Origin of the sequence: Sulfitobacter maritimus, from assembly GCF_013346665.1 — a bacterium.
GTDB lineage: Bacteria > Pseudomonadota > Alphaproteobacteria > Rhodobacterales > Rhodobacteraceae > Sulfitobacter > Sulfitobacter maritimus.
The window spans coordinates 171,595-194,017 of sequence record NZ_JABVBB010000034.1; the positions used below are offsets into that span (position 1 = coordinate 171,595).

23 protein-coding genes are annotated in these 22,423 nt (G+C 60.9%); 10 read left to right on the forward strand and 13 right to left on the reverse strand.

The window, feature by feature from the left end:
* Window positions 1-103: 103 nt before the first annotated feature.
* From HTT03_RS10935 to lgt, 4 genes are all read right to left on the reverse strand, one after another.
* A complete protein-coding gene (locus HTT03_RS10935) occupies window positions 104-247 on the reverse strand; it encodes a hypothetical protein (protein ID WP_174859814.1) in 144 nt (47 codons plus the stop codon).
* 276 nt (window positions 248-523) lie between these two features.
* Entirely contained in the window at window positions 524-1,279 is a 756-nt protein-coding gene (gene pgeF, locus HTT03_RS10940; RefSeq protein WP_174859815.1) for a peptidoglycan editing factor PgeF, read from the reverse strand.
* Window positions 1,276-2,334, reverse strand: a complete 1,059-nt coding sequence (locus tag HTT03_RS10945) for a class I SAM-dependent methyltransferase (protein WP_174859816.1) — start codon at window positions 2,332-2,334, stop codon at window positions 1,276-1,278. Before HTT03_RS10945 ends, pgeF begins: the two co-directional genes overlap by 4 nt.
* Window positions 2,331-3,215: a prolipoprotein diacylglyceryl transferase gene (gene lgt / locus HTT03_RS10950; protein WP_174860330.1), complete on the reverse strand. Its 885-nt coding sequence runs from the start codon at window positions 3,213-3,215 to the stop codon at window positions 2,331-2,333. The genes HTT03_RS10945 and lgt overlap by 4 nt, the downstream gene beginning before the upstream one ends.
* Window positions 3,216-3,310: 95 nt before the next feature.
* Between lgt and HTT03_RS10955 the strand changes: the two genes are divergently transcribed.
* The 5 genes from HTT03_RS10955 to HTT03_RS10975 all read left to right on the forward strand — a co-directional run bounded on the left by HTT03_RS10955 (window position 3,311) and on the right by HTT03_RS10975 (window position 6,482).
* Window positions 3,311-3,553: an accessory factor UbiK family protein gene (locus HTT03_RS10955; RefSeq protein ID WP_174859817.1), complete on the forward strand. Its 243-nt coding sequence runs from the start codon at window positions 3,311-3,313 to the stop codon at window positions 3,551-3,553.
* Window positions 3,554-3,857: 304 nt separating this feature from the next.
* Window positions 3,858-4,358: a type III secretion system chaperone family protein gene (locus HTT03_RS10960; RefSeq protein ID WP_174859818.1), complete on the forward strand. Its 501-nt coding sequence runs from the start codon at window positions 3,858-3,860 to the stop codon at window positions 4,356-4,358.
* A 30-nt stretch (window positions 4,359-4,388) separates the two neighbouring features.
* Complete coding sequence (gene proC / locus HTT03_RS10965) at window positions 4,389-5,204, forward strand: pyrroline-5-carboxylate reductase (protein ID WP_174859819.1); 816 nt, start codon at window positions 4,389-4,391, stop codon at window positions 5,202-5,204.
* The gene (locus HTT03_RS10970; protein WP_174859820.1) at window positions 5,197-5,535 is read left to right on the forward strand and encodes a tRNA-binding protein; all 339 of its coding nucleotides are present in this window, start codon (window positions 5,197-5,199) and stop codon (window positions 5,533-5,535) included. The genes proC and HTT03_RS10970 overlap by 8 nt, the downstream gene beginning before the upstream one ends.
* The gene (locus tag HTT03_RS10975) at window positions 5,532-6,482 is read left to right on the forward strand and encodes a 2-hydroxyacid dehydrogenase (RefSeq protein ID WP_174859821.1); all 951 of its coding nucleotides are present in this window, start codon (window positions 5,532-5,534) and stop codon (window positions 6,480-6,482) included. The genes HTT03_RS10970 and HTT03_RS10975 overlap by 4 nt, the downstream gene beginning before the upstream one ends.
* On the opposite strand, the gene HTT03_RS10980 is transcribed toward HTT03_RS10975, so the two are convergent.
* Window positions 6,479-7,060, reverse strand: coding sequence for a thymidine kinase (locus HTT03_RS10980; RefSeq protein ID WP_174859822.1), 582 nt, complete (start codon window positions 7,058-7,060; stop codon window positions 6,479-6,481). The genes HTT03_RS10975 and HTT03_RS10980 overlap by 4 nt on opposite strands.
* Window positions 7,061-7,181: 121 nt before the next feature.
* Here HTT03_RS10980 and arsH point away from each other — a divergent pair, with 121 nt between their 5' ends.
* On the forward strand, window positions 7,182-7,898 hold the full coding sequence (arsH, locus tag HTT03_RS10985; protein WP_174859823.1) for an arsenical resistance protein ArsH: 717 nt from the start codon (window positions 7,182-7,184) through the stop codon (window positions 7,896-7,898).
* Between the two features lie 28 nt (window positions 7,899-7,926).
* On the opposite strand, the gene HTT03_RS10990 is transcribed toward arsH, so the two are convergent.
* On the reverse strand, window positions 7,927-9,051 hold the full coding sequence (locus HTT03_RS10990) for a beta-ketoacyl-ACP synthase III (protein WP_174859824.1): 1,125 nt from the start codon (window positions 9,049-9,051) through the stop codon (window positions 7,927-7,929).
* A 184-nt stretch (window positions 9,052-9,235) separates the two neighbouring features.
* Here HTT03_RS10990 and HTT03_RS10995 point away from each other — a divergent pair, with 184 nt between their 5' ends.
* Window positions 9,236-9,751, forward strand: a complete 516-nt coding sequence (locus HTT03_RS10995; RefSeq protein WP_174859825.1) for a BrnA antitoxin family protein — start codon at window positions 9,236-9,238, stop codon at window positions 9,749-9,751.
* Between the two features lie 751 nt (window positions 9,752-10,502).
* Here HTT03_RS10995 and carB read toward each other — a convergent pair.
* From carB to HTT03_RS11010, 3 genes are all read right to left on the reverse strand, one after another.
* A complete protein-coding gene (gene carB, locus HTT03_RS11000; protein WP_174859826.1) occupies window positions 10,503-13,862 on the reverse strand; it encodes a carbamoyl-phosphate synthase large subunit in 3,360 nt (1,119 codons plus the stop codon).
* A 103-nt stretch (window positions 13,863-13,965) separates the two neighbouring features.
* Window positions 13,966-15,201 (reverse strand): SAM-dependent methyltransferase, encoded by a 1,236-nt coding sequence (locus HTT03_RS11005; protein ID WP_174859827.1) that lies wholly within the window; start codon window positions 15,199-15,201, stop codon window positions 13,966-13,968.
* An 80-nt stretch (window positions 15,202-15,281) separates the two neighbouring features.
* A complete protein-coding gene (locus tag HTT03_RS11010) occupies window positions 15,282-16,064 on the reverse strand; it encodes an alpha/beta fold hydrolase (protein WP_174859828.1) in 783 nt (260 codons plus the stop codon).
* Between the two features lie 54 nt (window positions 16,065-16,118).
* Between HTT03_RS11010 and HTT03_RS11015 the strand changes: the two genes are divergently transcribed.
* On the forward strand, window positions 16,119-16,493 hold the full coding sequence (locus tag HTT03_RS11015; protein ID WP_174859829.1) for a hypothetical protein: 375 nt from the start codon (window positions 16,119-16,121) through the stop codon (window positions 16,491-16,493).
* Between the two features lie 15 nt (window positions 16,494-16,508).
* Here HTT03_RS11015 and HTT03_RS11020 read toward each other — a convergent pair whose 3' ends face one another.
* Both HTT03_RS11020 and glyA read right to left on the reverse strand, forming a co-directional pair.
* Window positions 16,509-16,907: a (R)-mandelonitrile lyase gene (locus HTT03_RS11020; protein WP_174859830.1), complete on the reverse strand. Its 399-nt coding sequence runs from the start codon at window positions 16,905-16,907 to the stop codon at window positions 16,509-16,511.
* Between the two features lie 414 nt (window positions 16,908-17,321).
* The gene (gene glyA, locus HTT03_RS11025) at window positions 17,322-18,599 is read right to left on the reverse strand and encodes a serine hydroxymethyltransferase (RefSeq protein ID WP_174859831.1); all 1,278 of its coding nucleotides are present in this window, start codon (window positions 18,597-18,599) and stop codon (window positions 17,322-17,324) included.
* Window positions 18,600-18,782: 183 nt separating this feature from the next.
* Here glyA and HTT03_RS11030 point away from each other — a divergent pair, with 183 nt between their 5' ends.
* Together HTT03_RS11030 and HTT03_RS11035 are read left to right on the forward strand one after the other, a co-directional pair.
* Complete coding sequence (locus tag HTT03_RS11030; RefSeq protein ID WP_174859832.1) at window positions 18,783-19,544, forward strand: NAD kinase; 762 nt, start codon at window positions 18,783-18,785, stop codon at window positions 19,542-19,544.
* A 208-nt stretch (window positions 19,545-19,752) separates the two neighbouring features.
* Complete coding sequence (locus HTT03_RS11035) at window positions 19,753-19,950, forward strand: CsbD family protein (RefSeq protein WP_174859833.1); 198 nt, start codon at window positions 19,753-19,755, stop codon at window positions 19,948-19,950.
* Window positions 19,951-20,024: 74 nt separating this feature from the next.
* Here HTT03_RS11035 and HTT03_RS11040 read toward each other — a convergent pair whose 3' ends face one another.
* Both HTT03_RS11040 and HTT03_RS11045 read right to left on the reverse strand, forming a co-directional pair.
* The gene (locus tag HTT03_RS11040) at window positions 20,025-21,266 is read right to left on the reverse strand and encodes a saccharopine dehydrogenase family protein (RefSeq protein WP_174859834.1); all 1,242 of its coding nucleotides are present in this window, start codon (window positions 21,264-21,266) and stop codon (window positions 20,025-20,027) included.
* A 20-nt stretch (window positions 21,267-21,286) separates the two neighbouring features.
* Window positions 21,287-22,381: a type III PLP-dependent enzyme domain-containing protein gene (locus HTT03_RS11045; RefSeq protein ID WP_174860331.1), complete on the reverse strand. Its 1,095-nt coding sequence runs from the start codon at window positions 22,379-22,381 to the stop codon at window positions 21,287-21,289.
* Window positions 22,382-22,423: the final 42 nt, after the last annotated feature.

Sequence of the window (22,423 nt, forward strand, 5' to 3'; positions counted from 1 at the left end):
GGGGCGGTCACATTTCGACCGAAACGGCACCAGAGCCGAATCGGCGTGATCGCGGAACTGTCACCAGCATCCGCGAGGGGCGGGCCCCACGGTGCCTAAAAGATCAGGCGGTTTTGCGAACGACCGCTGAGGCGTTGCGCTTGGCGATAAAGGCCGCCCGGCGCGCGCCTCTGGCCCAAGGCATGACGGTGTCGTTCTTTGCTGCGCTATCGATGACCGACTTGATGAAACGCGGGTTCTTTTTCATGGTTAATTCCTCTTGCGTCTATCGGGGCAATGCCCGGCTTGAGATCACTATGACGGGGCAATCGGGCCGGTTTTTGACGATTTGAGGAAAGGTTCAGAGAAATCGGCGCAGACATAGAACCATTTATGAAGATCGCGCCTTAATCTGAAAGATGCATAAATTCAGGGACTTCCGAGGTGATGTCGAAACAATAACGCGTGCAGGCTGGGTATTGTGTCTCAATCCGCACCGACAATGCGGCGCAATGGGGGCAGCGCTGCCCCATTCGGGACCATTTTACAAAGCGATGGCAGCGATCAGACGGCCGTAGTCAGCCTCTTTGGCATGTGTTGTGCGACGGTAGGAGTAGAATCGCTGCGGGTCGCTATAGGTGCAGTGCCGCGTCCATTCGGCATGACCCACCCCGGCGGCGCGGAGGCGGTTCAGGCCAAAACCGGGAAGGTCAAACAGCAGCCGGTCCTCATCGCCCTGCGCGAAATAACGGGCAAAGGTGGGGTCTTCGTTCAGGAAGTTGTCCATGAATTCCGGGCCTACTTCATAAGCGCGTTGACTGATCGTGGGGCCGATGACGGCGGTGATCCTTTCTCTCTGAGCGCCAAGGTCGACCATCGCATCCACCGTCGCATCCAGCACCCCATCAAGCGCGCCGCGCCAACCCGCATGGGCGGCACCGATGACGCCGGCTTCGGCATCGCCAAACAGCACAGGCTGGCAATCCGCTGTGAGCACCGAAAGGGCGAGGCCCGGTGTGCGTGTCACCAAGGCATCGGCGCGAGGTTTGTCCTCACTGGGGGCGGTTGCTGTGACGACAGTTGCAGAATGGACCTGATGCACCCCGACTAGGTGGTCCGGTGCCACGTCCATCGCTTCTGCCACCCGGGCGCGGTTGATGCTGACAATCTCGGACTGGTCCGAACTGCCGGTGCCACAGTTCAATCCTGCAAAGACACCCGAAGAGGCGCCGCCGCGTCGGGTAAAGAACCCATGGCGGAAGGGGCTAAGGGCGTCTGAGGTGAGTATTTCCAACGTCATGCTTCGGTCCCCGGTGGCGGGGCCTGACCGGCTTGATAAAGCCCCATCGCTTTGAACAGGTTTCCCATTTCCGTTGGATGCGTCAACCTTCGATGTGCGGCGATATGCGATTGAAGTGCCTCGCCACTGAGGGTTTCGGCCAGCTTTTGTGCCCGTGCGGTGATGCCAAGACGTTCGAGAAACACGCCCTGCGGCGTCACCCGACTATGGGCGCAGGGGCAGGCTGCCGCGAGAGCTTCGAAATCCACATGGGCGGTCAGATCAGCGTGGCCCGGAGCGGCCAGTGGGTCCGTCGGTTGATGATTCTCGACCGCTTGAAAAGTGTCCCCCAAGGCGCGCCAGTCGCCGTAGTCAAAGATTAACGCGGCGCCACCATGTAGCTTGATCCGCCCACCAATGCTTTCAATGATCTTGGGCGCAAGGGGGCAAAGCTCGACCAGATCGCCATCCCGCGTATCCTCCAGCCGATGATCAAGTGCGGGCTGCGGGGCGACAGGGCCAAGTCCGAAGGCAAGGGCGCCGTCCGTCGCGCCCACCAAACGCTCCGCCCAGCCCGCGCCTTGTCGGATGAACTGACGGATAGGCAGTGCGTCGAAAAACTCATTGGCAACTAGGAAAAGGGGGGCATCGGGCAGGCTCGCAACGCTGTCGTGCCAATCGACCTTATGCCCGCTGAGCGTTTCGCGTTGGAGCGCACGCAGGGAGGGGCTGGCCTCGACAAGATGCACCTGCGCGGCATCAAGAAACCCCGGCACCCGAGCGCAGGCGCGTAGAATATCGGCCATGAGCGTCCCGCGCCCGGGGCCAAGCTCTGCCAGCGTGAAAGGGGCCGGCGAGCCCTGATCAAGCCAGCTTTGCGCCAAGGAAAGGCCAACCAACTCGCCAAACATCTGACTGATCTCAGGCGCGGTGGTAAAGTCGCCCTTTGCCCCAAAGGGCAGCCGCGTCGTATAATAGCCCCATTCCGGATGCAGCAGACACGACTGCATATAATCATCAAGCCGCATCGGGCCTTCCAGCGCGATCCGCGCCAGCAGGTGGTCCTTTAAGCTCATAGGCGCCGCCCTGCGCGCAGAATTAGGAACAGGCCAACTGCGATCATGGGCAACGATAGGATTTGCCCCATGGTCAGACCCCAGCCGCCGATATGCCACGCCAGACCAAGCGGATTGCCCGGTGCGATGAACTGCGCATCTGGCTGGCGGAAGAATTCAACGAAAAAGCGCGCCGCGCCATAGCCCGCCAGAAAGGTGCCGCCGACCAAACCCGGCGTCTTGAGCGCACCGCGCCGCCACGCCATCCAGAGCAGCAGACCGCCGAGCAAGAGCCCTTCGAGCAGTGCTTCATAAAGCTGCGAAGGATGGCGCGCGCAGATACCGGCCACATCGGGGCAGAATTGCGCAGCCTCACCGGGGAAAGCGACCCCCCAAGGCAAGTCGGTGGGGCGCCCCCAAAGCTCAGCATTGATGAAATTCGCCAACCGCCCCAAAAACAACCCCGGCGCCAGTCCAAGGCAGACCATATCGCCGGTAGAGATGACCGGAATGCGGTGGCGCCACGTATAGAAAAGTCCGGCAAAGATCACCCCAAGTGCCCCGCCATGGAAGGACATCCCACCCTCCCACAACTGTAGGATCGCAGCAGGATTCGATAGGTAATAGGCAGGCTGGTAGAACAGTACATAGCCCAAACGCCCGCCCAAGATTACGCCAAGGATAACCCAAAACAGCAGGTCTTCGACCTGTCCGGGTTTCATCACCGGCGTGTTGTCTTTCCACAACTGCGGGCGTTTGACCGCTGCGGTTGCGATCCGCCATCCGATCAAAATGCCCACGATATACGCCAGCGCATACCAGCGTAGGGCGAATGTGGTGCCAAAGAGGCTGACCGAAAAAATTTCCGGCGCGATGTCGGGGAAGGGGAGCATGGCTATCATGTCGCTGATTGAGCAAGGGGACGCGGGGAAGTCAACCTTGCGGGTCAGGGCCATGCGCACCATATAGAAACCAACATGATAGCCGGAGGCCAGAAATGCAGACCCGTAACAAGTTTTTCGACGACGTATCACAGATGATGACAAATGCGATGGGCGTTGCCCAAGGTGCCAAGGACGAGGCCGAAACCGCATTCAAAGGCATGTTGGACCGTTGGTTGGCAGACCGCGATTTCGTGACGCGTGAAGAGTTCGACGCCGTGCGCGCTATGGCGCAAAAGGCCCGCGAAGAGAATGACGCGCTCAAAGCCCGTTTAGATAAGCTGGAAGCCAAAGACTGACCCTCGCTTTTCTCGGCGGTATAAGACTGGCGGTCGCCTCTAAGGCGGCGGCCCTGCAAGTGCTCTTTTTTCGAGCCTGCACCTCCCTCATTCCCCAATTCTAGACGTTTTGCGCAACTTACCCACAAGTTATTGCGGTTATCCCCCATGAATTGTGGTTATCCCCAAGAAAAAGGTTGCCAGATCGCTCTGCTCGCACCACCATATCTTGTATAGGCATAGTAAAGTTACACGTCTATTTGTGCAGGTTTCCATGGTTGGTGGCGTCTTACGCTACGCCCGGAATAGATTGAGAGGTGGCGAAATGGCCCTGTCCGAGCAGTACCTTGAAGAAGATATTCACCCCATTGATATCGTTGAAAATCTCGCAGCTCATCACGATTGGGAGTTTGACCGTGTTGCAGATGATCAGATCGCAATGGCCGTAGAGGGGCAGTGGCGCACCTACTCTATGACGCTTGCGTGGTCCGCCTATGACGAGACCCTGCGCCTGATTTGCACTTTCGAGATGGAGCCTCCGGCAGAAAAGCTGCCACTGCTTTATGAATTGTTAAACCTTGTGAACGATCAATGCTGGGCAGGTGCCTTTAGCTTTTGGGCGGAGCAGCAGGTGATGGTCTATCGCTATGGCTTGGTCCTCGCCGGTGGGCAGCACGCGGGACCGGAGCAGATTGACGCGATGATCGGTGCCGCGGTGATGAGTGCAGAGCGGTACTATCCGGCCCTACAACTGTTGGTCTGGGGCGATCAGTCCCCCAAAGCCGCGATGGACGTAGCCATTGCAGAGGCATACGGCCGGGCGTAACAAAATCCCCGAACAACTTCGGGGGATAGGATGAAAGACAGCAGAGTTGCACGCGATGGTCTGGTTTTGCTGGGCTGTGGCAAGATGGGATCGGCCATGTTGGCAGGCTGGCTGGCCCGTGGGCTGCCACCAAGCGCGGTCTGGGTGGTGGATCCGAAGCCGTCTGATTGGTTGCAGCAGACCGGCGTAAACCTTAATGCTGCGTTGCCCGGTGCACCAGCTGTTGTTCTGGTGGCCGTCAAACCGCAGATGATGGCCGAGGCTCTGCCGACCCTTCAAGCCATGGGCAACGGCAAGACGTTGTTCGTCAGCGTCGCGGCGGGCACCACGATCGGATATTTCGAGGGTGTCTTAGGAACCGAAACCCCGATTGTGCGCGCGATGCCCAATACGCCTGCGGCCATCTCCAAAGGGATTACAGCCATCGTCGGCAATGCGCAGGCCGGAAACCATGCGCTGGACGAGGCCGAAACGCTGCTGAGCGCCGTGGGCGAGGTGGTTCGGCTCGACAGCGAGGCGCAGATCGACGCGGTCACTGGGGTGAGCGGCTCTGGCCCGGCCTATGTCTTTCACATGATTGAATGTATGGCCGCCGCCGGTGTGGCACAGGGGTTGCCTGAGGAATTGGCGATGCGTTTGGCCAAGGCCACTGTCGCCGGGGCCGGGGCGCTCGCAATGGAGGCTACGGAAGATCCCGCGCAGTTGCGCGTCAATGTCACCAGCCCCAATGGCACCACGCAGGCGGCGCTGGAAGTGTTGATGAACGCCGAAAATGGGTTTCCCCCGCTCCTAGAACGCGCCGTCGCTGCTGCTGCGGACCGCTCGCGGGAGTTGGCCAATGGCTGAGATCACGTTCGATGATTTTCTCAAAGTCGACATCCGTGTTGGCACGGTGACACGGGCCGAAGACTTTCCCGAAGCTCGTAAACCTGCGATCAAACTATGGGTCGATTTCGGCGCTGACATTGGCGAGCGCAAAACCTCGGCGCAGATCACGGCGCATTATGATCCGAAAGATCTGGTGGGGCGGCAGGTGCTGGGGGTGGTGAACTTCCCCCCGCGCCAAATCGGACCTTTCATGTCTGAAGTGCTGGTCTTGGGTCTGCCGGACAGCGACGGCGAGATTGTCCTCCTTAGCCCAGATGAAAAGGTGCCAAACGGAGGGCGGATGCATTGAAAAAGATATTGATTGCCAGACCCTTACCCCAAGAGGTGACCCGCGCATTGACCGGCTGCGAGGTGACGCTTAGGGACGAGACGAAACCGCTTAGCGCGGAGGAATTGCGCGCCGCGCTGCGTGATTATGATGCGGTGATGCCGACCTTGGGCGATGCTTTCTCGGCCGAGGTTTTCGCGGATGTACCGCAGCCGCGCTGCAAACTGCTGGCCAATTTTGGCGTCGGCTATAACCATATTGACGTTAACGCGGCGCGAGCTGCTGGGGTTACGGTGACCAATACTCCCGGCGCCGTGACCGATGCGACTGCGGATATTGCCATGACCTTGATGCTCATGTCCGCACGCCGTGCGGGCGAGGGGGAGCGGCTGGTGCGCTCCGGCGCTTGGGAGGGCTGGCATCCGACGCAGATGCTGGGGCTGCACTTGACCGGCAAAAAGGTCGGCATCGTTGGCATGGGGCGGATTGGTCAGGCGATTGCGCAGCGCTGTCACTTTGGTTTCGGGATGGGCGTGAGCTATTTTAACCGTAGTGCCAAGACCTTAGCGTTTCCGGCGGAGCGGGTAGATGACCTCGTTGAGCTTGCAGCGAAGGTCGACGTCCTTGTCGTGGCCGTACCCGGCGGCGGGGAAACGCGGCATCTGATTGGGGAGGAAGTGCTTGGGGCCATGCAACCTCATGCACGGCTCATCAACATCGCACGCGGCGATGTGGTGGATGAAGCCGCGCTGATCGCTGCGTTACGCGCTGGCCAGATCGGCGGGGCGGGGCTGGACGTTTATGAGTTTGAACCCCATGTGCCGCAGGCGTTGCGCGACCTTGAGAATGTTGTCCTGCTGCCGCATCTTGGCACCTCTGCGCGTGAGGTGCGGGTGGATATGGGGTTGATGGTGGTGGATAATTTGCAGGCTTTTATTGACGGTAAGCCTTTGCCCAATAAGGTTTAATTGTCACCTACCGCAGCACGCCAATGGCGGCGGCAGAGCGAGACATAACTCTCATTGCCGCCGATTTGGACCTGCGCCCCGGCGCGTATGACCTGACCTTTGGCGTCCTGGCGCACGACCATCGTTGCCTTCTTGCCGCAATGACAAATGGTGCGTACTTCGCGCATCTCGTCCGCCAGCGCGAGCAGGGCGGCGGAGCCGGGAAAAAGCTTGCCCTGAAAGTCCACACGCAGCCCGTAGCACATGATCGGCACGCCGAGGTCATCGACAGCGCGGGCCAGTTGCCAGACCTGTTCGGCTTCTAAAAATTGGGCTTCGTCAATGAAAATACAGGCGCAGGGACCTTCGGCGAGGCGGGCTATGACCTTGGCCAAGAGGTCCTCTCCGGGGGCGAATGTATCGGCCTTTTGGCCGATGCCGATACGCGAGGCGATGCGGCCTTCGCCTGCGCGGTTGTCGAACTGCGCGGTGAGCAAATAGGGCACCATGCCGCGTTCCACGTAGTTATGCGCGGCTTGCAGGAGCACCGTAGATTTGCCGGCGTTCATGGTCGAGTAATTGAAGTAAAGTTTGGCCATGGGCGGGGTGTTACGCGGCCCTTGGTGGCGGATCAAGATTGAAAGACCGAGGCCGGCTGCGTGATGACAATGGGGCGGCGAGGCGGTAAGGGGCGGGCAGGTTCTTATTGGGGGTCGCGTGATGACAGATGGTTTGGACAACCTGCGCAAAGAGGCTTTGCCGCAGATTGATGTAGCGGCGTTGAGGTCGGCGGATGATCCGGGGCATAAGCCACGGATTCTGTTGCTTTATGGCTCCCTGCGCGACGTGAGCTATTCGCGCAAGGCCGCGCAGGAGGCGGCGCGGATATTGGAGTATCTGGGCTGTGAAGCCCGGATATTTGACCCGGCGGGCCTGCCGCTGCCGGATGATGCGCCTGCCGATCACCCGAAGGTGACTGAACTGCGCGAGTTGGCCGTTTGGGCCGAAGGTATGGTCTGGTCCAGCCCGGAGCGGCATGGGGCGATGACCTCGATCATGAAAGCGCAGATCGACTGGTTGCCGCTGTCGCTGAAAGGCGGCATTCGCCCGACACAGGGCAAGACGCTGGCCGTGATGCAGGTCAGCGGTGGGTCGCAATCCTTTAACGCGGTGAACCAGATGCGTATCCTGGGTCGCTGGATGCGAATGGTGACGATCCCCAATCAATCCAGCATCCCGAAGGCATGGCTGGAGTTCGACGAAGGCGGACGTTTGCCGCAGGGGCCGTTTCTCGCCCGCATCGTCGACGTGATGGAGGAACTGGTTAAGTTCACTTGGTTGGTGCGTGGCCGGGCAGATTACCTCGTTGATCGTTACTCAGAACGCGTGGAAAGCGCTGACGAGGTTCATAAGCGAGTATCATTAAAAGACGTTTAACACGCTGCAAGCCGCGCCCCGGAAACGCTTAGCCACGTTTCCGGACGATGACGGAGCCAACCGAATAGCCTGCGCCAAAGGAGCAGATGAGACCCGTGTCACCGTCCTCCAAGTCGCTGGAATGTTTGGCGAAAGCGATGATTGACCCGGCGGAGGAGGTGTTGGCGTAGTCTTGGAGGATGTTGGGCTGTTCGCCCGGCTCCGGCTCGCGGCCCAGCACTTTGCGGCCAATGAAATCATTCATGGATTTATTGGCCTGATGCAGCCATACGCGTTTGAGATCAGAGGATTGCACGTCATTGTCGGCCATGTGGTTACCGATGTGTTCGGCGACCATGGGCAGGACTTCTTTGAAGACTTTGCGCCCGTTTTGCATGAACTGCATGTCACGGCGGTCGGCCAGACCGTCGGGACGGGAGCGGCGCAGGAAGCCATTGTTGTTGCGGATGTTATTGGAATAGTCGGTCGCGCAACGTGTTGAAATGATATCGAAACATGGGCCACTCGCGTCTTCGGCGCGCTCGACCAGCGTGGCGGTGGCGACGTCGCCAAAGATGAAATGACAGTCCCGGTCGCGCCATTCGAGGTGGGCAGAACAAATCTCGGGGTTGACCACCAAGGCGGAGCAGATGGAGCCGGAGCGGATCATGTCGGCGGCGGCTTGGATGCCGAAGGTTGCCGACGAGCAGGCCACGTTCATGTCGAAGGCGAAGCCTTTGATTTCCAATAGGTCTTGGATCTCGATGGCGACAGCGGGGTAAGCGCGTTCTAGGTTGGAGGCGGCGCAGATGACGAGGTCGACATCTGCTGCGGTTTTGCCTGCTTGGGCGAGCGCTTTTTGCGCCGCGTCGACGGCCATTTCGGCCATGAGGGACGGCTCTTCGTCGCTGCGCTGGCGCAGCAGGGGGTGCATGATATTGGGGTCAAGAATCCCTGATTTATCCATGACATAGCGCTGCTCAATGCCGCTGGCTTTGACGATGAATTCCTCGGACGAATGGGGTTTGGGCGCGATCTTGCCAGCCTCAATCGCCTCGGCGTTCTCCGCGTTATAGAGGTCCGCGTAGGCGTTGAAGGCTTCGACCAGTTCGGCGTTGGTGATGGTCTGTTTCGGGGTGAAAACGCCCGTGCCGGTGATGGCGGCTTGGTACATCAGAAGTATCCTTTCTCGCCAATGGCTTGGCTCGTCTTATTCATTCGGTTGGGCCGCGGGGATTAACCCTTTGGTCATTGTCACAGCCTGTACACCGGGCGTGCACGGCGCGTGCATACGGTGGTCAGGGATTATTTTAACGAAATTGCAACAGACTTGCCACGGCTTTGACAAAGGAGGGTTTATGGTCAAGCGCGGGCAGGTGCAGCGGATGCATTTGAACTATTTCACCGACGTCATGCAGCAGGTGAAATGGGACGTGCATCAGGCGGTCTTGGACAATGGGGCGGTGCCTGACGACTGGCATGAGATTGCCCGGGCGCGGGGGCGGCGGCCCAAGGTGCGTCTGACGATCCGGCTGGAAGAGGATGTGGTGAAGTTCTTTCGCGCGATGGGGCGGGGCTATCAGGAGCGGATGAACGATGTGCTGCGGGCGTGGATGCATGGGCGCTTGGCCGGGGTGATCAACGGGCCGGATGCGGAGGATTTAGAGGTCGCCTTGTTGATGCAGTATCCGAGGCCGCGAACGGGGGAGGTCGAGATGGCGCATCACGGTGTAGTGCGGCGGGATGACGGGCGGCTCTATTCGTTGAATGAGGAGCGGTATTTGGCGGAGGAGGAGATAACGGGGGACGCGGAGGCGCTGGGGGTGTTTCGGTCGTGTCGGGGTGGAGTGAGGGGTACGGTGGAAAGGAAGTGAGGAGGGCGTCGCTCTCACTGGGGGGCGATTTGATTGGAGTATCGGGGTTGTGTGGGTGCAAGGGGTGCTAAGGTTGTGGGGCGTGAGAGGTTGCAAAATCGCCCTCCGGGGGGAGGGAGGGCGATGCTCGGTGTGCCACCGGGCTGGGGGGGTGATGCCGTTGAGGTGGCTGTCTTGCGCTGAGTGCCCGGTATCAAGGCGCCCCGCGCCGCTGGGCAGCGCCCGACCGCCCCTTGGGCGGGCGCTTTGGTTGCTGGGCATGTCATATCCGGCGCACATCTTGGTTGAGAAATAAAGGGGTGGGAAGGGCCGTTGCGATGCCCACCCGCGGTCGGGCACTGCCCGGCTTTGTGTTGAAGGATTAGGAACCGAGGTGTTTGGGTCGATTGGGCGTTGTGAGGGTGTGGTGAGGGGGTCGCCCTCACTGGGGGGCGATTTGGTTCGTCGATGAGGCTGGTGCGGGGGCAGGAAGCGCTAAGGTTGCGGGGCGTGTTAGGTTGCAAAATCGCCCTCCGGGGGGAGGGAGGGCGATGCCCGGTGTGCCACCGGGCGGGGTGGGTGATGGAGGGGGTGGGGCTGTTAGACATAGGGTGTCTGTGGCTGCCCCCCGGGGCTCCGCCCGTTCGAGCCTCGGACCGCCCACTGGACAGTCCGCCTGGCGCAAAGGCGCGGGGCTGCCCCCCGGGGCTCCGCCCGTTCGAAGCTCAGACTGTACACTGGACAGTCTGCCCGCCAAAGGCGGGATCGCTTCTCACCCCTGCAAGGCCTTAACCCCGATCTCATCCTCAGCCTGCGCCTTGATCGCCAGAGCAGCGGCATGGGCACCTGCGGCGGTGGTGAAGTATGGGATCTTGTCGTAGAGCGCGATGGAGCGGATCGACTTGCTGTCTTCAACCGCCTGCGCGCCTTCGGTGGTGTTCATCACCAGATGCACATCGCCGTTTTTCATCAGGTCGGTGATGTCCGGGCGGCCTTCGTAGACCTTGTTGACCACCTCGCAAGCATGGCCGTTTTCGGTGAGCCACTGTGCGGTGCCGCGGGTGCCGATGAGGGTGAAGCCTTGGGCCAGCAGGATTTCTGCGGCCTCCAGCATCATGGCACCCTTGTCGGCGTCTTTGATCGAGAGGAAGGCACAGCCCTTGCGCGGCAGTATTGTGCCTGCGCCCATTTGCGCCTTGAGGAAGGCACGCGGGAAGTCGCGGTCCCAGCCCATGACCTCGCCGGTGGAGCGCATTTCTGGCCCCAGAAGCGTGTCGACGCCGGGGAAACGGGCGAAGGGCAGCACGGCCTCTTTGACCGAGAACCACGGCATATTTGGGTCCGCGAGGGTCATTGGGTCGCCCAGTGGCAGGATGTCTTCGTAGGCGGCGGAGGCGTCGTAGGGGGCGCGCAGCGGGAAGTTGGTGAGCGGTTCTCCGGCCATGATCCGCGCGGCGATGGAGGCGATGGCAGAGTCCGTCGCTTTGGCCACGAAGGGCACGGTGCGCGAGGCGCGGGGGTTGACTTCGATGAGGTAGATCTCGCCGTCTTTGACCGCGAACTGAATGTTCATCAGGCCCACGACGTTGAGCGCTTTTGCCAATGCGCGGGTCTGCTCTTCGACCTCTGCAATGATTTCGCGGGGGAGGGAGTAGGGCGGCAGCGAGCAGGCGCTGTCGCCGGAGTGGACGCCAGCCTCTTCAATGTGCTGCATGATGCCGGCGACATGGACGTTTTCACCGTCGCAGAGGGCGTCGACGTCGAGCTCGACCGCGCCGGAAAGGTAGCTGTCAAGCAGCACCGGGCTATCGCCTGAGACGACCACGGCGTTGGTGATGTAGCGCTCAAGGCTGGCTTGGTCGCGGACGATCTCCATCGCGCGGCCGCCTAGAACGTAGGAGGGGCGGATGACCAGCGGGAAGCCGATGTCCTTGGCAATCTCCATCGCTTCGGCGTCGGAATGGGCGATGCCGTTGCGGGGCTGCTTGAGGCCGAGGTTCAGCACAAGCTGTTGGAAACGCTCGCGGTCTTCGGCGAGGTCGATCATGTCGGGCGTGGTGCCGAGGATCGGGATGCCCGCTTCTTGCAGACCGTTGGCAAGCTTCAGCGGGGTCTGGCCGCCGAATTGGACGATGACGCCGTGCAGCGTGCCGTTTTCCTGCTCAACACGCAGGATTTCCATGACGTGCTCAAAGGTCAGCGGCTCGAAATAGAGGCGGTCTGAGGTGTCATAGTCGGTCGATACCGTCTCGGGGTTGCAGTTGACCATGATGGTCTCATAGCCCGCGTCGGTCAGCGCGTAGCAGGCGTGACAGCAGCAATAGTCGAACTCAATGCCTTGGCCGATGCGGTTCGGGCCACCGCCGAGGATGACGACCTTCTTGCGGTCCGAAGGCCGCGCTTCGCATTCGGCTTCGCCCATGAGCGGGGTCTCATAGGTGGAGTACATGTAGGGCGTTTGCGCTTCGAATTCGGCGGCGCAGGTGTCGATGCGTTTGAACACGGCTTTGACGCCGAGGGCGAGGCGGGCGTCGCGGACGGCAGCCTCGCGCTGGTCGGTCAGCGTGGCGAGGCGGGCGTCGGTGAAGCCCATCATCTTCAACTCGCGGAAGGTGTCGGCATCGGTTGGCAGACCGCTTTCGCGCACGCCTTCTTCGGCCTCGATGATCTCGCGAATACGGGCGAGGAACCACGGGTCAAACATGGTGTGCGCGTGCAGATCGTCGTCGTTCATGCCGTGGCGCATAGCTTGAGCAATGGTGCGCATCCGGTCCGGGGTGGGGGCCGAGACGGCTTTGATGAGCGCAGCCATATTGGCGGGCGCGTCATCGGGCAGGTCGGTGTCGAAACCGGGAATGGTGACTTCGTCAAAGCCGGTGAGGCCCGATTCCATCGAGGCGAGGGCTTTTTGCAGGCTCTCGTGGATGGTGCGGCCAATCGCCATGGCTTCGCCGACGGATTTCATCGCGGTGGTGAGGTTCGGCTCCGCGCCGGGGAATTTTTCAAAGGCGAATTTCGGGATTTTGGTGACGACATAGTCGATGGACGGCTCAAAGGAGGCCGGTGTGACGCCGGTGATGTCATTGTCGAGCTCGTCCAGCGTGAAGCCCACGGCGAGCTTTGCCGCGATCTTGGCGATGGGGAAGCCGGTGGCTTTGGAGGCCAGCGCCGAGGAGCGGGAGACACGTGGGTTCATTTCGATCACGACCATGCGGCCATCGGCGGGGTTCACGGCCCATTGCACGTTGGAACCGCCGGTCTCCACCCCGATTTCGCGCAGCACGGCGATGGAGTGGTTGCGCATGATCTGGTATTCTTTGTCCGTGAGCGTCAGGGCCGGGGCCACGGTGATGCTGTCGCCGGTGTGGACACCCATCGGGTCGATGTTCTCAATCGAGCAGACGATGATCGCGTTGTCAGCAGTGTCGCGCACCACTTCCATTTCGTATTCTTTCCAGCCCAGCAGCGACTCGTCGACGAGGATTTGGCCCATCGGCGAGGCGTCCATGCCGGAGCGGCAGTAGAATTCGTAGTCCTCACGGTTATAGGCCACGCCGCCGCCGGTGCCGCCCATGGTGAAGGCGGGGCGGATGATCGCGGGCAGGCCCACGTATTCCAGTGCTTCGAGCGCGAGGTTCACGCCAGCGGCGAGGTCTTTCTTACCGTCGTCGCGAGTGGGGGCGGTGACGATGGTGGCCTTGGGGTTTTCGATGCCCAGACGGTCCATCGCCTCGCGGAAGAGCTTGCGGTCTTCGGCCATCTCAATGGCTTCGCGCTTGGCGCCGATCATTTCGACGCCGAATTTCTCAAGCACGCCCATCTCTTCGAGCGCGAGCGATGTGTTCAGCCCGGTCTGGCCGCCCATGGTGGGCAGCAGCGCGTCGGGGCGTTCTTTTTCGATGATCTTGGCGACGATCTCGGGCGTGATCGGCTCGATATAGGTGGCATCGGCAAGGCCGGGGTCGGTCATGATCGTGGCGGGGTTGGAGTTGACGAGGATGACGCGGTAGCCTTCCTCTTTCAGCGCTTTACAGGCTTGGGCGCCGGAATAGTCGAACTCGCAGGCTTGTCCGATAACAATCGGCCCCGCACCAATGATCATGATCGACTGGATGTCGGTGCGTTTTGGCATGGCGGCCCCCTAATTTTGCAAATTGTCCTGCCTTATAGGGATGGCGACAGGGGCTGCAAGGGGGAATGGCGCTGCGCCTTGGGAAAAAGGGGTTTGGCGCAGGTCAGCCGATTGTAGCACGCGATGCGGTTTGCGCGGCGGGGTGGCTGTAGAGGTAGTCACGCGTCAGCGGCACCGAATCGCGTTTGCGGGAGAGTTGGAATTGATAGACCGCCTGCGCCTGATGCTCAAAAGCGGCGATGCAGATTGCGAAATAGTATTGGAACATGGCGATGAAGCGCTCGTCATACATTTCGCGCAGCTTGTCGCTATTGGATTCAAAGCGTTTGCGCCAATGGCGCAGGGTGCGGGCATAGTGCAAACGCCAGATTTCAATGTCGCATTGCCACAGTCCCGCCCGCTCCATCGGGCCAGCGATCTCTGACAGAGAGGGGACATAGCCGCCGGGGAAGATGTATTTGTTCAGCCATGCGCTATGCGGCATGGGCGGCGCGCTGCGGCCAATGGCGTGGATCAGCGCGATGCCATCAGGCGTCAGCAGATCGTGCAGCCGGGTGAAATAGGTGTCAAAGTTGGGCAGGCCGACGTGCTCCAACATGCCAACGCTGACGATGCGGTCAAAGATACCTTGGGTGTCGCGGTAATCCTCAAGGTGAAATTGCACACGGTCCGACAGCCCTTCGGCCTCAGCGCGGGTGGAGGCGGTGCGCAGTTGGTTTTCCGACAGGGTGATTCCCGTGACCCGCACCCCATGGTCGCGCGCCAGTGTCAGCGCGAGCCCACCCCAGCCGCAGCCGATGTCGAGCACATGCTGGCCCGGCTCTAGGCAGAGTTTCGCGGCGATATGGGCTTTCTTGGCCTCCTGCGCGGCTTCGAGCGACATATTGGGGTCGGGGAAATACGCGCAGGAATATTGCATGTCGGTGTCGAGGAAGAGACGGTAAAGCTCGTCCGACAGGTCATAGTGATGGGCTACATTGGCCCGCGCCCGCTGTGGGCCGTTGCGTTGGATGATGCGGCGCAGGTGGTAGCGAAAGCGATCCGACGAGACGACCCAGGCGGGCATATCGCCCGCAGCGCGGTTGCGCAGCAGCACACGTAGCAGATCGTCAAGACGGGTGTCGATCAGCACCAGCGTGCCGTCCATAAAGGCTTCGCCCAGAGCCAGTTCGGGGTTCAGACAGAGGGCACGCAGGGTGGCGGGGTCATTGATGGCGATTTGCACGGTTTCGCCAATATCCGGGCCGTAATGGCGACTGTCCCCATCGGGGAAGCGCACCAGCAGACGGTCACGCACCATCATGCCGTTGAGCATTTGGTCAAGCAGTCCCTTCCACATGCCGTCCTCCTGTATTCAACCAGAAGCGCAAGACAGATGTTTGCCGCTATACCCTACCCGAAAAAGCGGTTTTGGTCAATTCAAGCAGGGTCTTGCGGCAGGTCGGCGTTAAGAAAGACACGCAGGGCGGCTTCGAACTCGCGGGGCTTTTCGGCATGGAGCCAATGGCCCGCGTCGGGGATTTTAGCGAAGCGGGCTTGGGGGAAGAGCGCTTTGATTGGAGCGCGGTGTTCGGGGCGGACATAGTCGGATGCGCCGCCTGATAGGAACAGCGTCGGGCCGTCGAATTGGCCGGAGACATCCTCGGGCCAGCCGATGATCTGGGGCATCTCGGCCTCTAACGCGTCGAGGTTGAGACGCCAGCGTTTGCCGGGGATGTCGAGCGACTGGGTGAAGAAGCTTTGCAAGGCGCGGTCGACCCCGGCTTCGGCCAGTTGCGCTTCGGCATCCGAGCGGCGCTCGACGCGGGCAAGGTCGACGTCGCGCATGGCGTCGATGAACATTTGCTGCGTGTGGCCATAGGTAACGGGGGCAATGTCAGCGACCACGACGCGGCGCAGCAGGTCGGGGCGGGTGAGGGCGAGCATCATCACCGCTTTGCCGCCCATGGAGTGGCCGCAGATGTCGACCGGGCCACCGAGGTGTTCGATCAGCTCCGCGAGGTCTTGGGCAAGGTCCGCGTAGCTGTGGCTGTCGTGATGCGGGCTGTTGCCGTGGTTGCGCATGTCGACCGTCACGGTGCGGCGGCTGTCAGAGAGCCGTTTGGCAATCACGCCCCAGTTGCGGCCCGACCCATAGAGGCCGTGGACGATGAGCAGGGGTGGGGTGTCGGCGGCTTCGCCATATTCGGTATAATTCAGCATGGGGACAAATTACGGCCATTGCAGGCCGGGGGCCAGAGCGATTAGATGCGCGCCATGATTGATGCCAATGAATTCACCGCGCGTGCCGAAGCTCTGCGCCCCCAGTTTAAGGAAAAGCTGGGCGTTAAATCGCATGACCTTCGGCAGGCTTTTATGCGTGCGGGGCGGTCTTTGCCGCGCAAGCTGCGGGCCGATGGGGCCTTGTTGAGCCGGACCGAGCGGGTGGTTGGCAACCCGCATATCGCACGGCAGTTGGACGCGGCGCCGGTCTGGGAGGCGTTCGAGCGGGTGAGTGCCTTTCTGCGCGGGGTCGACGTGGGCTATCGCCGTCGCGGACGGTTGTTGGATATTGCCGCGACGGTGGCGTTTAACCTGATCGTGATCTTCACCGCCTTTGTGCTTTGGCTGTGGTGGCGCGGCTACGTCTGAGCCGCGCGGATTGGCTTAGGCTGGGTCGTAGTCTTCGTCTGAGACTTTTTCCAACCATTCGACGGCACCGCCGACTTCCGCTTCTTGCAGAGCGATGTGGGTCATAGCGCTGTCGGGCGCGGCACCGTGCCAGTGTTTCTCGCCCGCGTCGAACCAGACGACATCGCCTTCGTTGAGGATCTGAATCGGGCCGCCTTCGGTCTGAGCGCGCCCGGTGCCTTGGGTGACGATGAGCGTTTGGCCCAAGGGGTGGACGTGCCAGGCGGTGCGCGCACCGGGCTGAAAGGTGACGCTAACGCCGCGCAGGCGGGCCGGGGCGGGGGCAGAGATCAGCGGGGTCATTTTGACGGCGCCGGTGAAGTAGTCTTCGGGGCCGGCTTCACTGGGGCGGCTGTTTGCGGGGTGGACGATCATATGGGTTCTCCTTTGGGGGAGAATGTGGCGCGGTGGTGGGGGATCGGCAAGGGGGTGACCTGCGCTGGTCGCCCGGAATCAAGGCGCCCCGCGCCGCCGGGCAGCGCCCGACCGCCCCCTGGGCGGGCGCTTTTGCTACCGGGCAAATCATACTCGGCGCACATCATGGTTGAGAAATAAAGGGGTTGGAACGGTTGTTTCGATGCCCACCCGCGGTCGGGCGCTGCCCGGCTTTCTTCCGTATCACCCAGTGACGCGCCGACCATCGCCCTTCCCCCCCCCAAAGCGCATTTGTGCAGCGTTCGGGTAGCCCCGCGCGGTGAGCGATTTAGGGAGGCATCTGGCAGCCAGCGGACGTCAGAACGCCCGCCAGGGAGGGCGATACCCTGCGCGCTGGGTATCGCTCCGTTTGCTTTACAGCTTCGGGTACATCGGGAAACCTGCGCAAAGCGCCTCAACCTCAGCCGCGACCTTGGCCTCAACCTCGGCATTGCCATCGGCGCCATTGGCGGCCAGACCATCGACCACTTCGATGATCCAATCCGCGATCTGGCGGAACTCGGCCTCACCAAAGCCGCGAGTGGTGCCAGCGGGGGAGCCCAGACGGATGCCGGAGGTCACCATGGGCTTTTCAGGATCAAACGGCACGCCGTTCTTGTTGCAGGTGATATGTGCCCGGCCCAGCGCCTTTTCCGTGTCGTTGCCTTTGACACCTTTGGGGCGCAGGTCCACCAGCACCACATGGGTGTCGGTGCCGTGGGTCACGGTGTCGAGCCCGCCTTTGATCAACTGATCCGACAGCGCCTGCGCATTGGCGATGACCTGTTTGGCGTAGTCTTTGAACGACGGATCCAGCGCCTCGCCAAAGGCCACGGCTTTGGCTGCGATCACATGCATCAAGGGGCCGCCCTGAATGCCGGGGAAAATGGCGGAGTTAATCTTTTTCGACAGCGCCGCGTCATTGGTCAGGATCATGCCGCCGCGCGGGCCGCGCAGGGTTTTGTGGGTGGTGGTCGTCGCGACATGGGCATGCGGGAAGGGCGAGGGATGCTCGCCCGCGGCCACGAGACCCGCGAAATGCGCCATGTCGACCAACAGATAGGCACCCACGCTGTCGGCAATCTCGCGCATTTTGGCAAAGTCGATCTGGCGCGGGATGGCAGAACCACCGGCGATGATCATTTTGGGCTGATGCTCGGCGGCCAGTTCGGCAACCTGATCGTAGTCCAGCAGGTTGTCTTGCTTGCGCACACCATATTGTACGGCGTTGAACCATTTGCCGGACTGGTTCGGCTTGGCGCCGTGGGTCAGGTGGCCACCGGCATCAAGGCTCATGCCCAGAATGGTGTCGCCCGGTTGCAGGAGCGCGGTGAAGACGCCTTGGTTCGCTTGGCTGCCGGAGTTCGGCTGGACGTTGGCAAATTGGCAGTCGAACAGCTTGCAGGCCCGTTCAATCGCGAGGTTTTCGGCCACGTCGACATGCTCGCAACCGCCATAGTAGCGCCGACCCGGATAGCCTTCGGCGTATTTGTTGGTCATGATGCTGCCCTGCGCTTCGAGCACCGCAGTGGAGACAATGTTCTCGCTGGCGATCAGTTCGATCTCATCGCGCTGGCGGCCCAGTTCGTCGCGGATGGAGGCGGCGATGGCGGGGTCGGAGTCAGCAAGGGATCTGGTGAAGAAATCGGACATCTGGGGTTCCTCATTGGGGGCAGGTTGCGCGTGTTGCCTATCGGAAACTTTGCAAAAGGTGAAGGCTGGAAACCGACCATGTGCAAGATATGTGCGGCAACGCTGGTGGTATGCGGAATAATGTGATTGTTTTGGCTGCAAATGCCGACCATCGGAAACTTTGCTCCCGGATAGATCACCCACATGACGCAGAAAATCGCTTTTGTCGCCAGCCGTGCCAGCGTCGCCCAGACCGCACGCGCCGCTTTGATCGGGCGCTATGGGGATGTGCCGCTGAGCCAAGCGGAGGTGATCGTCGCGCTGGGCGGGGACGGCTTTATGCTGCATACGCTGCATGACACCCAAGAGCTTGACGTGCCGGTCTATGGGATGAACCGAGGGACCATCGGGTTCTTGATGAACGAATACCACGAGGGCGAGTTGCAAGAGCGGCTGGCCGCAGCGGAAGAGGCGGTCATTAACCCGCTGGTGATGCAGGCCACCCACCTTGATGGGCGCACGTCAAGGGCGCTGGCGATCAATGAGGTGTCATTGCTGCGGGCGGGGCCGCAGGCGGCGAAGCTGCGGATCACGATTGATGGGCGGCAGCGGATGGAGGAGCTGGTCTGCGACGGGGCGCTCGTGGCCACGCCTGCGGGATCGACCGCCTATAACTACTCCGCCCATGGGCCGATCCTGCCGATTGGGGCGGATGTCTTGGCGCTGACCCCGATTGCGGCGTTCCGGCCCCGGCGCTGGCGGGGGGCGTTGCTGCCTAAAGGGGCGACGGTGCGGTTTGACGTGCTAGAAGTGGATAAACGGCCCGTCATGGCGGATGCGGATGGCAAGTCGCACCGGAATGTGGCGCGGGTGGAGGTGACTTCGAACCCCAAGATCACGCATCGGATATTGTTTGATCCCGGCCATGGATTGGAAGAGCGGCTGATTTCAGAGCAATTTAACTAAATCGGTTATTTGCGGTGAGGGTCGTGCCGAGCGGCGGGGCGAAGCGCCGCTCAAGGAGGGGGCGAGGCGGCGCTGCCCGCCTGCGGAGAAGGGGGGGCAGCACCTTTCCGCCGTTTCCCCTTAGGGTAGGAACCCCAGACTCCCCCTTCGCGTTATCTCTTTGAAAGCGGCATGTACGCTTCAAACAGCCAATGAAAGGTGACGAGCTATGAACTGGGATCGTATCGAAGGCAATTGGAAGCAGATGACCGGCGCGGCAAAAGCGCAGTGGGGCGATCTGACGGACGACGAAATCACAGAGACCCGCGGCAACCGCGAAAAACTGGTTGGCAAAGTTCAGGAGCGCTATGGAATCGAAAAGGATGAGGCCGAGCGTCAAGTCGATGAATTTGCTTCTAAATACTGAGTAGCGGCGAGATCGCGAATTGAAAAAGGCGCCCCGAAAGGGCGCCTTTTGTCTTTGAGCAGGCTGGTTGAACCTTAGGCCCGGTGCCATTCCCGATCGCCCTTGTCGTCCTTCACGCGGGTCGGCAGGCCGATGTTATCCAGCAAGGAGAAGAGCGGCTTGGGGTCCAGTTCTTCGACATTAACCATAGTGCCGGTGTCATAGGTGCCCTCTGCGATCAGCAGGGCAAAGGCCACGGGCGGCACGCCTGCGGTGTAGGAAATGCCCTGAGAGCCGACCTCGTTATAGGCGTCTTTGTGATCGGCCACGTTATAAACGAAAACCTCAACCTCTTCGCCGTCCTTCACACCTTTGACCAGATCGCCAATGCAGGTCTTGCCGGTGTAGTTCGGGGCAAGGCTGGAGGGGTCGGGCAATACGGCTTTCACGACCTTCAGCGGCACAACTTCCAGCCCTTCGGCAGTGGTTACCGGCTGTTCGGACAGCAGCCCGAGGTTCTGCAAAACGGTGAAAACGTTAATGTAGTGATCGCCAAAGCCCATCCAGAAGCGCACATCGGCCTGCGGGTAGTTGGCGGCCAGCGAATGCACCTCGTCATGGCCCGACATATAGGCCTTTTGCTTGCCGACGACGGGCAGGTCCCATTCGCGACCTACTTCGAACATCTTGTTCTCTTTCCACTCGCCTTCCTGCCAGCTGTAAACGGTGCCGGTGAATTCGCGGAAGTTGATTTCGGGGTCGAAGTTGGTCGAGAAATACTTGCCGTGATCGCCTGCGTTGATGTCGACGATGTCGATGGATTTCACTTCGTCCATGAATTCATCAATGGCGAAACGGGCGAAGGCGTTGACCATGCCGGGATCGAAGCCAGCGCCCAAGATCGCGGTCACGCCGGCTTCGGCGCAGGCCTCGCGGCGCTTCCATTCGTAGTTGCCATACCACGGCGGGGTCTCGCAGATTTTGCGGGGGTCTTCGTGAATCGCGGTGTCGATATAGGCGGCACCGGTCTGGATGCAGGCTTCGAGCACGGTCATGTTTACGAAGGGGGAGCCGACGTTGATGACGATCTGGCAGCCGGTGTCTTTGATGAGCGCGGCGACGGCGGCGGTGTCCATGCCGTCGACCTCGTGTGCTTTGAACAGGCCGTCCTGTTTCATCGCGTTTTTCTCATGCACGCTGGCGATGATCGCCTCACATTTGGAGACCGTGCGGCTCGCGATATGCAGGTCGCCCAATTTATCGTTATTCTGTGCGCATTTATGCGCCACAACCTGTGCGACGCCGCCCGCGCCGATGATAAGAACATTGCGTTTCATGTAGGGTACCTCTCTCAATGTCACGACAGGGCGGCGGCGAAATCGTCATAGTCGAAATCGCGCACCATTCGGGTGGTTCCGTCCAACTCGCGGATGGCGATGCTGGGCATCTTGACGCCGTTGAACCAGTTTTTCTTGACCATCGTGTAGCCAGCGGCGTCTTGGAACGAGAGCCGGTCACCGGCTTTCAGCGGCGCGTCAAAGCGGAACTCGCCAAAGATATCGCCCGCAAGGCAGGATTTGCCGCAAATCATCCATTCGTGGTCGCCCGCGTCGGGGGCGATCTTGGCCGGTTCGCGGTAGATCAGCAGGTCGAGCATATGCGCTTCGATGGAACTGTCTACGATGGCGAGGTTCTTGCCGTTGAACATCGTGTCGAGCACGGTGACTTCCAGCGTCGCGGCTCCGGTGATCGCGGCTTCGCCCGGTTCAAGATAGACCTGCACGCCAAAGGCTTCGGCAAAGGATTTCAGGCGCAGGGCGAGGCGGTCGAGCGGGTAGTCTTCGCCGGTGAAATGGATGCCGCCGCCGAGGCTGATCCACTGCATTTTGTCGAGCACCGCGCCAAAGCGGTCTTCGATCAGGGTGAGCATCTCATCGAAACGCTCGAAACTGTCGTTCTCGCAGTTGTTGTGGAACATCAGGCCAGTGATGCGGTCCGCGACAGCGTCGATCTCTGCCGGGTCATGTTCGCCCAATCGGCTAAAGGGCCGCGCAGGGTCGGCGAGGTCGAAGTCCGAGGTCGAGACGCCCGGGTTCACGCGCAAGCCGCGAATGTGGCCTTGGGACTGCGCATCGAACCTGTTGAGCTGGCCGATAGAGTTAAAGATGATCTTGTCAGCATGGCTCAGGACTTCGTCGATCTCATCTTCGGCATAGGCCACGGAATAGGCGTGAGTCTCACCGGGGAATTTCTCGGCCCCCAGCCGCACCTCGTAAAGCGAAGAGGAGGTCGAGCCGTCCATATACTCGGACATGAAATCAAAGACCGACCATGTCGCGAAACATTTCAGCGCCAGCAGGCAACGCGCACCGGAAAGCGCGCGGAGCCGGGCGATCTTTTCCATGTTGGTTTGCAACCGGGATTTGTCGATCAGATAATAGGGTGTCTGCACTGTCAAACCTTTCTGGGCCGCGCCCGCCGAACCTGTCGTCAT

Excerpts from the sequence above, each read along its gene's own strand:
- HTT03_RS10945 (WP_174859816.1), bottom strand. The coding sequence starts at position 2,334 with ATGAGCTTAAAGGACCACCTGCTGGCGCGGATCGCGCTGGAAGGCCCG.
- HTT03_RS11040 (WP_174859834.1), bottom strand. The coding sequence starts at position 21,266 with ATGAAACGCAATGTTCTTATCATCGGCGCGGGCGGCGTCGCACAGGTT.
- lgt (WP_174860330.1), bottom strand. The coding sequence starts at position 3,215 with ATGATAGCCATGCTCCCCTTCCCCGACATCGCGCCGGAAATTTTTTCG.
- glyA (WP_174859831.1), bottom strand. The coding sequence starts at position 18,599 with ATGTCCGATTTCTTCACCAGATCCCTTGCTGACTCCGACCCCGCCATC.
- HTT03_RS10980 (WP_174859822.1), bottom strand. The coding sequence starts at position 7,060 with ATGGCCAAACTTTACTTCAATTACTCGACCATGAACGCCGGCAAATCT.
- proC (WP_174859819.1), top strand. The coding sequence starts at position 4,389 with ATGAAAGACAGCAGAGTTGCACGCGATGGTCTGGTTTTGCTGGGCTGT.
- HTT03_RS10970 (WP_174859820.1), top strand. The coding sequence starts at position 5,197 with ATGGCTGAGATCACGTTCGATGATTTTCTCAAAGTCGACATCCGTGTT.
- HTT03_RS11015 (WP_174859829.1), top strand. The coding sequence starts at position 16,119 with ATGATTGATGCCAATGAATTCACCGCGCGTGCCGAAGCTCTGCGCCCC.
- arsH (WP_174859823.1), top strand. The coding sequence starts at position 7,182 with ATGACAGATGGTTTGGACAACCTGCGCAAAGAGGCTTTGCCGCAGATT.
- HTT03_RS10995 (WP_174859825.1), top strand. The coding sequence starts at position 9,236 with ATGGTCAAGCGCGGGCAGGTGCAGCGGATGCATTTGAACTATTTCACC.
- HTT03_RS10955 (WP_174859817.1), top strand. The coding sequence starts at position 3,311 with ATGCAGACCCGTAACAAGTTTTTCGACGACGTATCACAGATGATGACA.
- HTT03_RS10960 (WP_174859818.1), top strand. The coding sequence starts at position 3,858 with ATGGCCCTGTCCGAGCAGTACCTTGAAGAAGATATTCACCCCATTGAT.
- pgeF (WP_174859815.1), bottom strand. The coding sequence starts at position 1,279 with ATGACGTTGGAAATACTCACCTCAGACGCCCTTAGCCCCTTCCGCCAT.
- HTT03_RS11035 (WP_174859833.1), top strand. The coding sequence starts at position 19,753 with ATGAACTGGGATCGTATCGAAGGCAATTGGAAGCAGATGACCGGCGCG.
- carB (WP_174859826.1), bottom strand. The coding sequence starts at position 13,862 with ATGCCAAAACGCACCGACATCCAGTCGATCATGATCATTGGTGCGGGG.
- HTT03_RS11030 (WP_174859832.1), top strand. The coding sequence starts at position 18,783 with ATGACGCAGAAAATCGCTTTTGTCGCCAGCCGTGCCAGCGTCGCCCAG.
- HTT03_RS10935 (WP_174859814.1), bottom strand. The coding sequence starts at position 247 with ATGAAAAAGAACCCGCGTTTCATCAAGTCGGTCATCGATAGCGCAGCA.
- HTT03_RS11020 (WP_174859830.1), bottom strand. The coding sequence starts at position 16,907 with ATGATCGTCCACCCCGCAAACAGCCGCCCCAGTGAAGCCGGCCCCGAA.
- HTT03_RS11010 (WP_174859828.1), bottom strand. The coding sequence starts at position 16,064 with ATGCTGAATTATACCGAATATGGCGAAGCCGCCGACACCCCACCCCTG.
- HTT03_RS10990 (WP_174859824.1), bottom strand. The coding sequence starts at position 9,051 with ATGTACCAAGCCGCCATCACCGGCACGGGCGTTTTCACCCCGAAACAG.
- HTT03_RS11005 (WP_174859827.1), bottom strand. The coding sequence starts at position 15,201 with ATGTGGAAGGGACTGCTTGACCAAATGCTCAACGGCATGATGGTGCGT.